Genomic DNA, 16,440 nt, shown 5'->3' with positions numbered 1-16,440 from the left:
CATAAGGGATTTTATTTATGTTGCTCTACAATATGATTACTTGTATTTAAACCAACTTCAGGGACTTGTATTGCAGGTTGGTTATCGTGTTCATATGTTCCTGGTGTTTGGTAAGCTTCTTCACTTGTTTCTATACTAACTTTAGAGTGGGGTGTTCTAATCCAAGTTTGTTGATTTGGCCATGTAAATAAACCGAATAATTGTACGATAAAATCAGTTATCATAAACCATTGTAAAGATAGTACAATTTTGATTGGATTAATATTTCTAAGTTTTGCATATACACTATACATCGGTAAAATGATGAAACTATAAATAATAAGTAATGCATTTAGCCCTGTAATATAGAACATATAATCATTCAATAAATGCAATGCGCCTAATATATTCAGAGCTACTAAAGTTGATACCAACATGTGATGATGGGTTAATAGTATAATATTAATGATGAGCACTATAAATATTAAGAGTATATGAAATGCTTTACCCATACTCATTAAGAAAAATATTTTGTCTAAGTATTTAATATTTAAAGTCATAATAAATTTCTTAGTTAGAGGTAAAATTTGTTTGAAAGCAACGTACCAATGTCCTTTTATCCATCTATGTCTTTGTATCATACTCACTTTTGTTTCTTCTGGTTTTTCATCATAAATAGACGCATGGTCGTTCCATAATATACGTCCGCCATCATTGATAATCTCAATTTCCATTTCTAAATCTTCTGTAAGTGAATCAAATTTGAATCCGCCTTTATCAATTAGCCAATCTGTTTTCACAAAAAACCCTGTACCACCAATTGAATTAGGTAAGTTTAATTTATATTTTGCTAATTGCATAAACCGATTGTTTGTCCAAAATACAACTGAGTAGGCTAAACTCATAAATTTAGAGTAGTTTTTACTATCAAGATAAGTTTGAATAGCTGTTGGTCTACCTTTAGTAATAAATTGTGAATTGACTTCTTTTAAAATATTTTTACTAACAAAATTATCAGCATCTAAAACCATAATCATGTCATATTGACGTTTAACATTTTCAAAACCTAATTTTCTAAGTGCGTATTGAATACTTGCTGGTTTACCAACACCTTCTCGTTCAAATTCATTTTTAATAGTATCTACAACAAGTACATTTTCATTCAAAGCAATTTGTGTTGTAAGATCAGTAGAGTTATCACTAACGATGCATATATCATATAAATTTTTATCGTAATTAATTTGTTTAAGATTTCTAATCGTTTCCCGAATCACACTTTCTTCATTATGAGCTGCAACTAAAATTAAAAACTTTGTTCTATCTTGTTTAATGAGATAATCTCTTTTTATGTTTTTAAATCCAAAAAATGAAACAATCATATTATATGAATATACAATTGTGAAATAAAATGATAGAAGCATTAATCCTGTAAATATAATAACTAATAAACCTTGCCCTCTACAAAGCACTGGTATAATCACTATTAAAGCTAAAAAGCATAACTAAAATACATAATTTAATTTTTTCATAATTTGTCTCCTTAAAATAATAACTTTAGTAGTATATATTTGGAGATATGAACTGGGCAAGATAAATAAATTAATAAATTGTGGTTTATTGAATATATGCTCACATTAAAATTTTATGAATATTATAAAGTCACTTAATGATGAATAAATAAACATGTATTTATTGTTAATACAAGAGGGTGAGTTTGAAAAATGAATTTATATTAGTTGTGTCTAAAATGTGACAAATTTAAAAAGTAAACTTTTAGAAGTAGGTATTAATTCTTAAGTCATAAAGTTAAAATTGTATGTATGTTAATATAATGATTAAGTTGAAATTATAATTTGTACAAATCAAAACAATGGGGAAGATATGTAATGAATATAAAAAAGGTTTTTAATGAAGTTTGTTTAATAGAAAAAAATACAAATGATTTTTTAAAAATTAAAATGTTTGATAGCAAGGAATTTTTCTATATCACTTCAAAATATTTAGATTTGCGTGAACATGCCATTAAGAAGACTAATTTTGAAGATAATATTTTAATGATATTAGAAATCGATCAAAAGGCTTTGTATGTTCATATTAAGAATGGCATGATTTATATTTCACCTTATTTAAATGGTAACACGGAAAAAAGTTTAGATATTAGCATTGAATCATATTATGACAAATTCAAAATTCAAAAGACAAAATATGCTTATGAAGTATTAGATGAGAATAATAATAAATATGAATTAAATGAATCAATTTTTTTTAAGGGGTATTCAAAAATCGATTCATTAGAAAGAATTCGTTCTAATGAACCTTATATTTATTTAAAGATTAGATATCATCACATTGTGAGTTTATTAGAATATACGATTGCTAGAAAGGAATTTGCGATAAAAACGTCATATGTTCAGATGATAGATTTGGAAGGGCGCTCAGGTTTTAATTTGATATCTAACAACACCTTTGAACTTTCTAATTTATCAAATGAAGTCATAAAGATAAGCGAACTTATTAAAGAAAAACATTTAAAAATAAAATCAAAAACTGCTTTGCAAAATTTTAATCCTGTTATTGTTAAATTAAATAATAGACTATTTACTATTTCGTACAATAGTCCAGATTTAATAAATATAGAACAAGATCTTGTTGAACAACCGACTTTCAATGTTTCACATATTAATTCGAGTAATACAAGGCATGGAATTAAATTTAGAGGACATATAGATTATAAGTATCATTTTAATATTCTTTTTAATAACGTAGTGACAAGTGACGGACTTATCTTAGCCAAAATTCAATGGGAAGATAACGGGGATTTTGAATTTGAAGTTTCCAAATATAAACTAAAGGAATTAAAAGAAGTTCATAATAATTTATACTTTGCTTATAACGAAATCATGATACATTCGCTTATTGTAGATAAACCAGATGATTTAAAGAATACAGTATTATGTACAAAAAATCATAAAAAAACATCATATATTTCGAGAATAAGTGCAGTTGATAAAGCAGTTATTACGGCAATACCTAAATTACCTATTTATAATCAATTCAATCAATTTAAAATTCGCTTATCGAAAATGATTGCTGATTCTGTTTTGAAATTTAAAAAGAAAAATGTAAATTTGTATTTTGAAAAAGATGCCTCAAGTGCTTCTGAATCAGGATTTGTGACATTTGAAGCTATTAAAAAATTAGATCATTTAAATTCAGTGAATAAATTTGTTATCGATAATAAATCTAGTAGTTATGAAATTTTACGAAATAAATATAAACATGATATTTTAAAACGTTTCTCATTCAAACATTATTATTATGTGTTTATGGCTGATCATTTTATTTCAAGTGAACTTAGCAATCATGTTATAGCAACCAAAACTTTTGATAATTTACTTTCTAATAAAATAAAAAAGACACCATTGTACTTTTTACAACATGGTATTATGTTTGCCAAACCTGTAGAAAATCCACAAGGTAGGAGTTTTTATAAAGAAAATCAAAATAATAATTTAGTAAAGAGTGTTATTAGTTCTGAACTAGAAGCTTTAGAATTTTATAAAATGGGATATGATAAAGAGGATCTTATGAAAACAGGATTGCCTAAATTAGATCATGCATATCTTAATAAAAATGCAAACAAAATAGCATTTATGCCAACTTGGAGATATTGGGAAGAAATGTATGTTGTAAATAATGAGGTAGAAAAAACTTCATACTATCAGTCAATTATTGAAGTAATCGATGCATTTGAAAAAGCAAGTTTACTCGATAGATTATTGATCGTACCTCATAATAAATTTGCTCAGTACTTTAAAGAAAACTTTAAAAAGTACGCTCATATTATTGATACTAATCCAACAGAAGCATTAAAAAATTCTATTATTTTTATTACTGATTATTCGTCGATTATATATGATGCTATTTATAGAGGTGCATATCCAATATTTTATTGGAAAGAAAAAGATTACTTAATCAAAAATTATAAAGCAACGCCACCCCTAAATGAATCAAATGCACCAGGACCAATTGCATACAATGAAGAGGAATTAATTGACGTTATAAACAAAGCAATTGATGGAAATTATATTCTAAATGAAGAACATAATCATAAGTATGAAGAAATTAACGAATTTAAAGATAATCAAAATACTAAAAGAGTTATTGAAAAGTTGATTGAAGATAAAGTTTTATAAAATTAAACATTGGTTATTAAAAACATCGCATGCCATTCGTTAATGAGTGACATGCGATGTTTTGTGATATTATATATTAATTTTTATAACCACATTTTTGTTAAAGTGTCTGCAAATCCTTCTGGTTTTTGAACATAACCTAAGTGTCCACCAGGTATGTCGACGATTTTTATACCTGTTTGTTCTTCTATATAGAAGTTTACGTCTTGTGGGAATGAACCTACTGAATCTGTACCGTTTAATAATGTGATAATATCTTTATGTTTTGATAAATCTTCTAATGTAATATCAGAATGTGTATATTGTCTGATTTCATAATTTGCCCAGAAAATCATACGTTCGTATTGTGCTTTTTGTGCTTCGTCGTCTTCTGAAACTGGTTTAGACATGTCTTTAGCATCAATTGCTGAGATGTTTAATGTTTCTCCAAATGTTTGCATGCCTTTTTGTAATCCTTCAGATGCAATTTGTTCTACGATTTGATCATTTTTTTCTTTCCAATATTGACTATCTGGAAGGAAAGTATTGATTGGTGGTTCATGGAATGCAATTTGTTTAACAACTTCTGGATAATCTTTTAATACGTGCATTGTAACGATTGAACCTGAACTTGAACCTAAAATATATACTGGCTCATCACTTAAATGTTTCGCAAGTTCTGCGACGTCTTGTGCGTCTCGTTTAACACGATAGTCATCGTCTGGATTTTGTGCACGTTCTGGAAGTGACTCTGTTAATTCACTTTGTCCATAATCTCTTCTATCAACAGCTACAACTGTAAATAAATCTTTTAATTGTTCAGCTAAAGGTAAGAATATATCGCCAGTACCATTAGCACCTGGGACAAGTATTAAGACAGGTCCTTCTCCAACTTTATAGTAATTTAAATTTGCGCCTTGTAATTTTAATTTATTCATTATATTTCCTCCATTTTTAAAGTTTTAATAATTTTTGTGCATTTTTAAAACTAATCTTTTCTTTTTCTTCAGTTGTTAAATCTAATTCATCTAAGAATGTACCTAATTCTTCAGGTTGTATATAAGGATAATCTGCAGAATATAATATATGATCAACACCAACAGCATTTTTAACCATTTCAAATTGAGGTTTAGTTAACATACCACTTGGTGTAATAAAGAAATTATTTTTGAAGTAGTGACTTGGTTTATGTTTTAAGTTTGGTGCATAAATTGTTTCATCCATTCTTTCATAGAAGAATGGTGTCAATTCTCCCCAGTGTCCGATAATCATTTTTAAGTTTGGATATTTGTCCATAATACCACTTAAAATAATACGCATTGCATGGACACCGACATCAACATGCCAACCATAACCAAAACAAGCAAATGATCCAGCAGTAGCGTCTGAATATTGATCACTTTGATAATAAGCTTGATATGCTTCGTCACTTATTGGTGCTGGATGTAAATAAATAGGTACATCTAAAGCTTCTGCAGTTTCAAAGATAGTATGGAATTCAGGACTATCTAAGAACTTACCATTTGGACGACCAAAGATGAGCGCACCTTTAAAGTTGAGTTCATTCACACATCTTTTAAATTCTTCAGTAGCTGCTTGTGGCTCGTTAATAGGTAATGTAGCAAATCCTAGAAAACGATCAGGATATTGATCAATATATTTTTTTAAAGTGTCATTTGTATAACGACATAATTCGATTGCTTTATCACCAGAAAGTAGGGAAGGTGAACCATTACCATAAGACAACACTTGCATTTGAACATTTTGTTCATCCATAAATTTAATGCGTTGTTCATGTTGATTAATTTCATCTTCATTCGTAAAGCCAGTTTGGTGTTCAAGTGCTTCTAACATTGCTTTTAATGGCACACCGTTTTCTGATGGTTGAATAATTTGACTCATTTGTTCTTGAACTTCTTTTAATACAAAATGTTCTTCGGAATTAATACTTTTCATTGTTAGAACTCCTTTTAAAATTGATTGAAATATAATTTGTTTATCTTACCAAGGCATTGTTCCATTAGAATCTATAAATGTACCTGTAGGACCGTTTTGATCAATTGTTGCAAGTTCAATGATTGCTTTAGCGCCTTCAGAAACAGGTTTTGATTGGTTACTTGCATCTCCAACTAAATCTGTATTTGTTGAACCTGGGTCTGCTGCATTTATTTGAATATGTGGTAATCCTTTTGCATATTGTACCGTTAACATTGTGACAGCAGATTTTGAGGAGCAATAAGCGAGTGAGTTAACTTTGGATTCCATCGTTTCTTCATTTGTAACCATTCCAAATGAACCTAAACCACTGCTAACATTCACAATGACAGGTTGCTCAGATTTCTCTAATAATGGAATGAACTGATTTGTCACACGTACAATACCAAATACATTTGTTTGATAAACATTTTCCATATCTTCAGGTTTAATATCTCTAACTTTAGTAAAACCACCAGAGATACCTGCATTATTAATGAGAATATCTAAATGTCCTTCTTGATTAAGAATTGTTTCTGCAGCAGGTTTAACTGATTGATCGTCTGTTACATCTAATTGAACGTAATCAACACCAATATCCTCTGCTGCTTTTTTACCACGTGATTCAGCGCGAGAACCTATATATACTTTATAACCTTGATCTTTCAATACACGCGCTGTTTCAAATCCTAACCCTTTGTTTCCACCTGTAATAAGTACATTTCTCATTGTTAATCGTCTCCTTGATAATTGTTATAAAATAATTGGACAAGTGCATTACGAAGTTCTTCATTAGACATTTCCCTATTTTCTGTTAAAAATTCATAATTTTTAGTCGTAAGTGCATTTAATAGGATATCTACTTTGAATGTAATGAAGTATTCGTTTTCTTCATAATTAAATAGGTTTGAATAATAATCATGTAACAACTGATAGAATTCAGTTTGTTTGAAATCTTTTTTACTTGTGCTATTTTCAACACATTTCAGTAATGCTTGATGTTCTTTAAGCGTTAAATATGGAAGCACCAAATGGATTAATGAGAAATAGATAATGGATTTTATTCATTCATTTTTCATGGATAATTTTCTGCGCATTGCCAAAGTAGAAGCGGATAATATATATTCCAGAATTTATTTCACCTGATATAAAATTTGCGATGATTCCTTCTGATGATATCGCAAAAATAACAGCTCAAATATTTAAAAATGTAGATGAATACAATCATCAATCTATTGAAATTGCTTCTGATGAATTAACTTTAAATGAAGTTGTAGATACATTTACATCTGTGACTGGCATAAAAACTGAAATAAAAGGTCAATTTTCTAGTCAAACTGCTGAAAAAAGTTGGCTAGAAGAAAAAGGATACGTTGTAGAATTTGAACAAATGGATCATATAAATCCAAATAGATTACGTTTGAATAAATGGATATCAAAAAAATCAAATAATAATATTATGTTAACGAACTCATGTTGTTAAATAATTGTACAGTCGTGTCAGTTATATTCACATAAATTTGTGTCATTGTATTCCTTATGTATACTAAATATAAATGAGGAGGATGGAAAGTTGATTAGATTAGCTAAAGAAGAAGATTTAAAAGAAATCTTATATATTTATAATGATGCAATTAAGAATACAACAGCTGTATACACATATGATGAAACAACATTAGAAGAACGTCATAAATGGTTTAATACTAAAGTGGAAAATAACCAACCTGTTATTGTGTATGAAGTGGATGGCCAAGTTGCTGGTTTTGCAACATACGGATCTTTCAGAGATTGGCCAGCATATCAATATACAATTGAACATTCTATTTATGTAAATCCAGATTTCAGGAGACAAGGTATTGCTTCAAAATTATTATTAGAAATTATTGATTTAGCAAAGAAAAATGGCTATAAAACGATTGTTGCAGGAATTGATGGTGATAATCAAGGTAGTATTGATTTACATAAAAAATTAGGATTTAAATATAGTGGTAAAATTGAAAAAGTAGGATATAAATTTGATAAGTGGTTAGATTTAGATTTTTATCAAATATTCTTATAAATGATATACAACCATACTGAGACATTAAATATTGTTTCAGTATGGTTTTTTAATTTTTAAACTTCAGAAGTATTTCCCTTTTTTAATGATATTGTGAGTATTAATACTAATATTAACAATATCCCTAATATTTGAAATGGTAAAAATGCGACATTTAACCAAATAGCACTGCTTAATATTGCGATTACAGGTTCAATTGTTCCGAAAAATGCGGTTTCTTTAGCACTTAAATAATTCAAACTAGAAATAAAGAAAAAGAATGCGATTGTTGTACCTGCAATAATGCCAAATAAGAGATAAAAAAAAGTTTGGCCATTTAATAGTTGAATATCAATATCCCAAATAGGCGCTTTAAAATTGATAAATATGCCAGATATGAGCATTGACCAACCAACGACGAGAACTGACGGATATTTTTTTAATAAATTACCAACATAAATCGTATAAAAAGCTAATGATAAACCAGATATAGTGCCCCAAATAATACTGCTTTTAGCAACCATTAAGTTGTGAATACTCCCATTTGTTAATAATAAAAAAGAACCGGTGATTGTTAGAATAATAGCTATTAAATCAAATGCTTTAAAAGTGTCTTTCTTTCTTAACACATACCAAATGATGATATAGACTGGTGCTATATATTGTAAAAGTGTTGCTACTGCTGCATTACCATAATTGATGGATGCCATGTATGAGTATTGAACGAGAAACATGCCAAAAATTGAAAATAGTAACAACTGAATGATACTTTCCTTATCTTTAAATATACTAAACAAGCTATGTTGTTTATGCGTTAATTTAAACAAGCATAATAGTAATACGCCACTTATAAGCAGTCTTGCTGTTACATACCAATTCATATCAATATGTTGATGTTGAAATAAATAATCAGAAACTGTACCACCTAGTCCCCAAAAGCTTGCACCAACTATTGCTAAACTTATACCTTTAATGCGATTATACTTGTCCATATGTTTCACCTTCATTTTATAATTATATATTGATTATAGTGATTTAAAACATGATATAATACATAAATATTGTGTAATAATATCAAAATATTGAGGTGATTGCTGATTGTATACTGAAATTATTGTTGAAGAAACAAGAGAAGAATTAATTCAATATCCTTATAAAAATTGGCATCACATTATTTTACATACCGTTCTAAACAAAACGTTATATGGATACATCCCCATTCATTGGCACAGTGCTTTGCAATATGTTTATGTCATTAATGGTGAACTTAAAGTTGGAATAGGTGAAGAATTGATTTATGTTCCAAAAGGGCACGGGTTATTTATAAATTCTCAAGTTGTTCATGAAATAAATGAAAGTGTGTCTGATACAGAATATTTTTGTTGGAATATTGATCTCGCTGATATGTATAAACAGATAGAGATGGAATATTTAACGCAAGTATTAGAATTAGCAAATAAAATACCTTATATTTACTTGTCTCCAAATCTATCCAAACATCAAATGCTAATTAATATCATTAAGGATGCAGGTGAAAAATTTATTAAAAAAGAACAACATTTTAAATTAGATATTTCAATTTACTATTATGAGTCATTGAAACATTTGATAAATATCATGTCGCAAATTGAAACAGATGCACATTACTATTTCGATCAACGTATCAAAACATTGATTAACTATATACAAGTTCATTATCAGTCTAAAATAACGTTGAATGATTTAAGTGACAATATCCATATGAGTAAATCTGAGACTGTTCGACTGTTTAGTAAATATGTTCATCAAACGCCATTTCAATATATCTTAAACTATAGATTAGAAAAAAGTGTGAGTTTATTAAATAAACATACAGATAAGTCGATTACAGATATTTCATACGCATGTGGCTTTTCAACAACGAGTTATTTTATACAAAAGTTTAAAGAAAGTTATGGCCAAACACCAAAACAATTTCTTAAACAAATAAAAAAGTAAACGCTTCCTATTGAAAAAACTATAATTATAACGATACAATATGATTAAACTGTTATAAAGTAAAGGGATAATTAGATGGATATAAAATTAGTCGTCACAGATATGGATGGTACTTTTTTAGATGAAAATAGCGAGTTTGATAGAGAAGCGTTTGGCATATTAAAAGAAAATTTAGATTCACACAATATTAGATTTGTGTTCTGTACGGGGAAACAATGTGAAAGAGTTGAAAATATTGTAGGTGATTTAACGAAAGATACATTTATCATTGGAGATAGTGCAACACGTATAAAATATAACGGTGAATTTCTTTACACAGCAACGATACAAAATGAACTAGGATTAAATATTATTGATGCTTTAACAAAAATAGATCCAGAGCAAACAATTATTGCATGTACGGAAGATGTAGCATATGTTCTAGATACTGTTTCTGAAGAAGAAAGAAAATTTGTACACGGTTCATGACGCTTCAGGTAAATGTAAACAAACAGCACAACAAATTGATTACTTTAATAACGAAGTGTATATTATTGCATCTGAAGATTACTGGATTGATATTACGAAGTTAGGTGTGAATAAAGGAACGACTATTCATAAAATACAAAGCATATTAAACATTGATCCTGCTGAAACAATTGCTTTTGGAGACGGACTTAATGATATAGATTTATACAAATCAGCTAAATATAAAGTAGCAATGGATAACGCATATCCAGAATTGAAAAAAGAGGCAAACCTCATCGCGATCAATCATAACGATAGTGGCGTTATTAAAACATTAAATTTATTGCTTTCATTCTGATATTATGAGTATGAGGTGATAAGATGAAACCGGAGAATCAATATGATGATCAAGCATTTTTTGATCAATATGTTAAAATGGCGAGAAGTCAGCACGGCTTGGAAGGTGCAGGAGAATGGGAAACATTACAAAGCAATTTACCTGACTTTAAAAATAAAAAAGTATTGGATTTAGGTTGTGGTTATGGTTGGCATTGTAAATATGCTGTTCAGCAAGGCGCTAAAGAAGTGGTAGGCATCGATGCTTCTAAAAAAATGATAGAGAAGGCAGAAGCGGTCAATCATGATTCTAAAATAACCTACTTGGTTGATCTCATTGATGAGTATTCTATGGAACCTAATACTTATGACGTAATATTAAGTTCATTAGTGATTCATTATATAGAAGATATTGGGTCACTGTTTAAAAAAGTATCAAAAGCATTAACACATAATGGCGAATTTATATTTTTAGTAGAGCATCCTATATTTACGGCACATGGTTCTCAAGACTGGATTTATAAAGATGGAGAAATTGAGCATTTTCCTGTTGATCATTATTTTGTTGAAGGGGAAAGAAATACACATTTCTTAGGTAGCGAAATAAAAAAATATCATCATACATTAACTTCATATTTTGCAGCGCTTAAAAATAATCAATTTATGATTGAAAATATTGTTGAGCCAATACCACCTCAACATATGATGAATATAGATGGTATGAAAGATGAATTAAGAAGACCTATGATGATCATATTTAAAGCGAAGAAGATAAACTAAATGTAATATAGTAATAATAAGAGTGGGATAGAAATCTAATTTATTTAAAAAGATTTCTGTCCCGCTTTTTAGTCATGCATCAAAATCCAAATAATAATAAATATCAAATTTACCTTTTTGTTGTGTGAATTGATATGATTTGGTATTTAATCCTCCAATTTCAAAGCCATATTTTAAATAAAAGCGATTAGCATTTAAATTATTGTCTTGAGCAATTGTATAAATCCCTTTCATTCCTTCATCTTTTGCTAATTCTATCGCTGCATTTAACAATGTTGATGCAACATTTTGACCGCGGTAAGAAGAAGAGACTTTTAAATCACTTAAATACAAATATTTATTCCAATACTTTTCAAAAATACCTAAACCAATACATTTGTTATCATCAAACGCACCTATTGCAAAACCTTTCTGATCAATTGAATCAAGCTGATAATCTTCATCAGGAAAAATCATCGTATCAGAATCCGTTAATACTTCATGATATTGCCATACATCAGCAGTTCTCGTAACGACAAGTTTACCGAACAGTTCAAATGCTTCATTAGGTAATTTAAGTGCATGCTCATTATTTTTAGTAATACGTTCAATCGTTATCATAAATTATGCCACCCCCATTTACACATCATAGCATAAGCGAAGAAAATGGTTTTAGACTATTCAATACTAACAATACAATCCATGCTTAATCGTACTTTCTTATCCTCTACAATGACTTCTAACTTTTTATGTTCACTATCAAATTCATGAATTTCACATGCTATTTCTTTAAAATAACCATCTTCCCAATATTTAATAAGTGCTTGTGGATTATAAAATATTTTCTCTGCTAATACGTTATTCAAATCATTTAATGCAGTTTCTTCTAATATAGGTTTCTCTACTTTTGTTTGATCGGCTATAAACTGTTTAATCATTTCATATTGCTCGGGCATTGTTGCAAATGGTGCCCATTTAATCATGCCTCTTCCTTTAGGAATATTACGTTGTAGATAATGATTAGGAATTTTGCGATAATCTGTCTCATATTTATAAGGTTCTGGTAAGTCAGGATTAATGATTTTCATATACAAGCTCCTTATTCATTTTATTTAAGCAATGAATCGCGTTATTCAAAGAAACGATCATCGTATTTCGTTGTGTTGAAGATGTATAAACATCACGATAAATGACGCGTAAAATCTTTAAATATCCCGTAAATAAAATGAACTTCTCAGTTCGATAATCAAATGATTGAAGGTAGCGTTCAACTTTGTTTATTTCTTTATAAATGGCTTCACCATTTAAAAATATCGCCGTATCATTAGTTGGTTCAACGCTATCTAACATGTAAATGTAAGTTTCAAATTTATGAATCATTAAGTTAATATACTTATTCATCACAAACACCTCCCGTAGAATCTTTTCTTATATTATACGAACAAGTGTTCGTTTTTGTAAAGTGAAATGTGAGAGATAAATTTGACTAGATAAATGAAAATCTATTGAAAGCTTGTGTTATATTAAGCATACTTAAGAAAAATTCTTAAAATAAAGTAGGTGAATAAAGTGACAATTGTGATTGTTGGTGGATCTGGTATGTTGATGGATGCAACGAAATGGATTAAAGAGAATTTTGATGATGATATTTGGCTGCTTTCTAGAAATCAAAATAAATACTCAGAGGACTTACTTCATTCGAAAAATATACATTTTAAACAATATGATTATGAAAATGATAATGCGCTGATTGATGAGAATATACGAGATGTTAATATTATGGTGAATTGGGTGCATAGTAATGGCTATTTTAATCATCTCAAGTTCATTGAGAAATATATAAGTGTGGATAAGTATGCTGAACCAATTTATGTTCACGTCGTCGGTACAAATAAATTTGATGATGCTGAGTTTATTAATAAGCTTAAGAATAAAGGCTTTAATGTATTCACAGTAAAATTGGGTCATGGAATAAATGATGATGGAACTAAACGTTGGCTTAATAATGAAGAAATTTCAAAGGGTGTAATTCAAGCTATACAATTCAAAAAAGATATATTAATAAGTGATTGATGAGTAAACGAGGTGAATTTAATATTGTAGTATAGAAGATAATCTAAAAATAGATTATCTTCTATTTTTAGATTCAATACAATTAATTATTTCTAATAAATAATTCTGTGTAAAATAATTAAAAATTGTGGAATAAGTATATAAGGAGTGTTAATATAAATGAAAATTTAATTATAAGATAAAAACAATTACAAAGGGGCGAGATTGAATGAAAATTAAAATTTTAGGGTTCAATCTTTTTGCTAAAGGTGGAACATCAAGAAGTAATATCAATTTAATTAAATCGTTTATTAAAGCTAATCATGAAGTTGTTTATTATAATTTTAAAACTTTTGATAAGACAGCGAAATTTAATACTATGATTAATGAACAATTATTTGATAAGCATTTAAGTTTCGAAGAATTTAGAACAAGTGAAGATTTTGTAAATGCAGATCTCGTTATACTAACGAGAGAAACCTTCTTTTATTTAGCAAGAGAAATAAAATCAATCAATCCAAATGCAATGGTCGTAGGGGAGATTCATGGACCATTAGCATATATTGATGATAATCAAGATTTAGCTTTTGATGCGATTGATGCTTATAGAGTGAGTTCTATTGATATTAAGCGTGATTTCATCGAACGTTATGGAAAAGAAAATGTCTTTAATCAATATGTCGATGCGTCACATATTATCGCGAATGAAGAACCTAGTGTGACACGAAGAAATTTATTAATTAAAGCAAGATTTGAAGATAATATAAAGGATATTTCATATGTTATAAAAATGATGAATCGTATCATCAATGTTAAGGGCTATGATGATATACATTTATATATCAAGGGGTATGGACCATCTGAAATTTTATATAAAAATTTAATTCATTATTATCAACTAGAGGAACATGTTCATATGAATGAACGAGAACCTAAAAACTATATTTATATATCATCTTCTCCATATGAAACATTAGGCTATTCTATATTAGAATCTATAGCTGAAGGTAATAAAACGTTTATTTATGCTGGAGAAGATGGCGTACTCAAACGTATATATGAACCGTATCATGCAGTACAATTTTTAGAGAAAGATATCCATGAAGATAGTGATCGTTTAATTGAGTTTATTGATGACAAATATACAAAGGAAGAAAGAGCTGAAGATGTAGCATTATTGAATGCAACATTTATTGATAGAGACTATGCTTCTGATTTTATTGAAGCATCTAAAGGATGTATGGATGGTTTAAAAATAGGATCAGGAAGTAAGGCGAAAGTTACACAAAAAGTCCGCAAAAAATCAAAGCTAGAATATGGCAGAGATTTGTATGAACAATATAAGACTAAACCAGTTATTAGAACAGTGTTAAATAATGAGAGAGTCTTTAATTTTGCAAAAAAGAAATACGAAAAAAGGAAAATGGATAAGCTTAAACAGCAATACGACGCCATTACACCTTCGGAAAATAAAGTGTTCATAGAGTCGTTTCATGGGAACAATTTTAATGGAGATCCGAAATATATCGCACTATATATTAAAGAACACTTTCCTGAAAAAGAAGTGTATGTAAGTTCTAGAAATGCATTAGTAGATATGGAAATTAGAAATCACAATTTAATTCCTGTAAGGTTTGGTAGTAATATTTATAATCAAACATTTAGGTCGTGCAAATATATTGTGGTGAACGGCAATACTTTAGATAGGGTGTTTAAACATAAAGATCAAATATTTGTACAAACATGGCATGGCTTTCCGCTTAAAAGAATGTTGAATGATTTAGAAGACAAAACTGAAAGGAATGCTCAAGTAGCAGCGTTTAAACCAAGAATGAAGAAGTGGGATTACTTATTAACTTCTTCAGCAGTAAATACAATGTTACTAGAGTCATCATTTAATATTCAACCAGAGCAAGACTTACAAATACTTCAACTCGGTGCACCGAGAAATGAATATTTAATGAAGCATGATGAAACAGAGAAAGAACGTGTGCTTACGAAATATTTCTTTACTAAAAGTAATGATAAAAAATATATTTTGTTCTGTCCGACATGGAGAAAAGAAAAAAGAGCACTAATGTCAAAAATCAATTTAAACATCTTATTAGAACAATTACCTGAAGAATATGAAATTATTGTTAAACTACATCCTAATGAATCACATTTGAGAGTAACATATAGTGAATTAAGTGATCGAATTCATTGTTTTTATAATGAACTTGTAGACATTCAAGAACTATATTTAATTTCAGATGCCATGATTACAGATTATTCATCTACGATATTTGATTATGCACATTTAAATAAACCCATTTTCTTATTGCAAGAAGATACAGAAGTTTACTCAGAACAAATAGGCTTTTATTTTGATATATTCGAACTTGTCACGATAGAAATTGCGAGTAATGATGAACGCATACTGGCCAGACAATTACTAGAAAATAAACAACCAGATTATCAAAATATAACAGACCAACTATTACAAGATGATAAAATAGGTACCACTGAAAATATCGTGAATTATATATTTAAGTAAGATTTGTACAAAGTGTTGATTTTTATATAGTTATCTTAGAACTTGTGAGTTAATGAAGACATTAACACACAAGATTGGGTGCCTCGTAAATTTTATCTTTAAGTAAGTATTCTACAAATCAAAAACCATCGCTACAATCTATAGCGATGGTTTTTGATATTAGTATT

General features: G+C 28.7%; 15 protein-coding genes and 2 pseudogenes. 8 read left to right on the top strand and 9 right to left on the bottom strand.

Annotated features, from left to right (window positions below; genetic code table 11):
• Positions 1 to 11: 11 nt before the first annotated feature.
• A complete protein-coding gene (locus tag CD035_RS10755) occupies positions 12 to 1,448 on the bottom strand; it encodes a glycosyltransferase family 2 protein (protein WP_048542639.1) in 1,437 nt (478 codons plus the stop codon).
• A 417-nt stretch (positions 1,449 to 1,865) separates the two neighbouring features.
• On the opposite strand from CD035_RS10755, the gene CD035_RS10750 reads away from it, so the two are divergent.
• Complete coding sequence (locus tag CD035_RS10750; protein WP_048542641.1) at positions 1,866 to 4,175, top strand: CDP-glycerol glycerophosphotransferase family protein; 2,310 nt, start codon at positions 1,866 to 1,868, stop codon at positions 4,173 to 4,175.
• An 83-nt stretch (positions 4,176 to 4,258) separates the two neighbouring features.
• On the opposite strand, the gene CD035_RS10745 is transcribed toward CD035_RS10750, so the two are convergent.
• Genes CD035_RS10745 through CD035_RS10730 form a run of 4 tightly spaced genes read right to left on the bottom strand, consistent with a single transcriptional unit; the run spans position 4,259 to position 7,156 of the window.
• On the bottom strand, positions 4,259 to 5,092 hold the full coding sequence (locus tag CD035_RS10745) for an alpha/beta fold hydrolase (protein ID WP_048542644.1): 834 nt from the start codon (positions 5,090 to 5,092) through the stop codon (positions 4,259 to 4,261).
• A 16-nt stretch (positions 5,093 to 5,108) separates the two neighbouring features.
• On the bottom strand, positions 5,109 to 6,110 hold the full coding sequence (locus CD035_RS10740; RefSeq protein WP_048542645.1) for an amidohydrolase family protein: 1,002 nt from the start codon (positions 6,108 to 6,110) through the stop codon (positions 5,109 to 5,111).
• A 45-nt stretch (positions 6,111 to 6,155) separates the two neighbouring features.
• Positions 6,156 to 6,857: an SDR family NAD(P)-dependent oxidoreductase gene (locus tag CD035_RS10735; RefSeq protein ID WP_048542647.1), complete on the bottom strand. Its 702-nt coding sequence runs from the start codon at positions 6,855 to 6,857 to the stop codon at positions 6,156 to 6,158.
• A gap of 2 nt (positions 6,858 to 6,859) precedes the next feature.
• Positions 6,860 to 7,156, bottom strand: a complete 297-nt coding sequence (locus CD035_RS10730) for a hypothetical protein (RefSeq protein WP_103354262.1) — start codon at positions 7,154 to 7,156, stop codon at positions 6,860 to 6,862.
• 40 nt (positions 7,157 to 7,196) lie between these two features.
• Here CD035_RS10730 and CD035_RS10725 point away from each other — a divergent pair.
• Positions 7,197 to 7,611: pseudogene (locus CD035_RS10725) on the top strand (NmrA family NAD(P)-binding protein); the annotation flags it as partial.
• Positions 7,612 to 7,701: 90 nt separating this feature from the next.
• Positions 7,702 to 8,187 (top strand): GNAT family N-acetyltransferase, encoded by a 486-nt coding sequence (locus CD035_RS10720; RefSeq protein WP_048542650.1) that lies wholly within the window; start codon positions 7,702 to 7,704, stop codon positions 8,185 to 8,187.
• 56 nt (positions 8,188 to 8,243) lie between these two features.
• Here the strand turns inward: CD035_RS10720 and CD035_RS10715 are convergent, their stop codons facing one another.
• A complete protein-coding gene (locus CD035_RS10715) occupies positions 8,244 to 9,158 on the bottom strand; it encodes a DMT family transporter (protein WP_048542652.1) in 915 nt (304 codons plus the stop codon).
• Between the two features lie 106 nt (positions 9,159 to 9,264).
• Here CD035_RS10715 and CD035_RS10710 point away from each other — a divergent pair, with 106 nt between their 5' ends.
• The 3 genes and pseudogenes from CD035_RS10710 to CD035_RS10700 all read left to right on the top strand — a co-directional run bounded on the left by CD035_RS10710 (position 9,265) and on the right by CD035_RS10700 (position 11,706).
• Complete coding sequence (locus tag CD035_RS10710) at positions 9,265 to 10,143, top strand: AraC family transcriptional regulator (RefSeq protein ID WP_048542655.1); 879 nt, start codon at positions 9,265 to 9,267, stop codon at positions 10,141 to 10,143.
• Between the two features lie 75 nt (positions 10,144 to 10,218).
• Positions 10,219 to 10,948, top strand: a pseudogene (locus CD035_RS10705) (HAD family hydrolase).
• Between the two features lie 23 nt (positions 10,949 to 10,971).
• Positions 10,972 to 11,706 carry a class I SAM-dependent methyltransferase gene (locus tag CD035_RS10700; RefSeq protein ID WP_048542657.1) on the top strand — a complete coding sequence of 245 codons (735 nt, stop codon included), beginning with the start codon at positions 10,972 to 10,974 and terminating at the stop codon, positions 11,704 to 11,706.
• A 72-nt stretch (positions 11,707 to 11,778) separates the two neighbouring features.
• On the opposite strand, the gene CD035_RS10695 is transcribed toward CD035_RS10700, so the two are convergent.
• Genes CD035_RS10695 through CD035_RS10685 form a run of 3 tightly spaced genes read right to left on the bottom strand, consistent with a single transcriptional unit; the run spans position 11,779 to position 13,086 of the window.
• Positions 11,779 to 12,306 (bottom strand): GNAT family N-acetyltransferase, encoded by a 528-nt coding sequence (locus CD035_RS10695; protein ID WP_075577904.1) that lies wholly within the window; start codon positions 12,304 to 12,306, stop codon positions 11,779 to 11,781.
• 56 nt (positions 12,307 to 12,362) lie between these two features.
• Positions 12,363 to 12,773: a YolD-like family protein gene (locus tag CD035_RS10690; RefSeq protein ID WP_048542659.1), complete on the bottom strand. Its 411-nt coding sequence runs from the start codon at positions 12,771 to 12,773 to the stop codon at positions 12,363 to 12,365.
• Positions 12,760 to 13,086 (bottom strand): hypothetical protein, encoded by a 327-nt coding sequence (locus CD035_RS10685; protein ID WP_048542660.1) that lies wholly within the window; start codon positions 13,084 to 13,086, stop codon positions 12,760 to 12,762. Before CD035_RS10685 ends, CD035_RS10690 begins: the two co-directional genes overlap by 14 nt.
• A gap of 168 nt (positions 13,087 to 13,254) precedes the next feature.
• On the opposite strand from CD035_RS10685, the gene CD035_RS10680 reads away from it, so the two are divergent.
• Entirely contained in the window at positions 13,255 to 13,758 is a 504-nt protein-coding gene (locus CD035_RS10680) for a Rossmann-fold NAD(P)-binding domain-containing protein (protein WP_048542661.1), read from the top strand.
• Between the two features lie 208 nt (positions 13,759 to 13,966).
• Positions 13,967 to 16,273 (top strand): CDP-glycerol glycerophosphotransferase family protein, encoded by a 2,307-nt coding sequence (locus CD035_RS10675; protein WP_048542665.1) that lies wholly within the window; start codon positions 13,967 to 13,969, stop codon positions 16,271 to 16,273.
• Positions 16,274 to 16,440: the final 167 nt, after the last annotated feature.

Source organism: Mammaliicoccus sciuri (genome assembly GCF_002901825.1).
GTDB classification, from domain to species: Bacteria; Bacillota; Bacilli; order Staphylococcales; family Staphylococcaceae; genus Mammaliicoccus; species Mammaliicoccus sciuri.
This window is presented reverse-complemented; position numbering and strand designations above follow the sequence as displayed.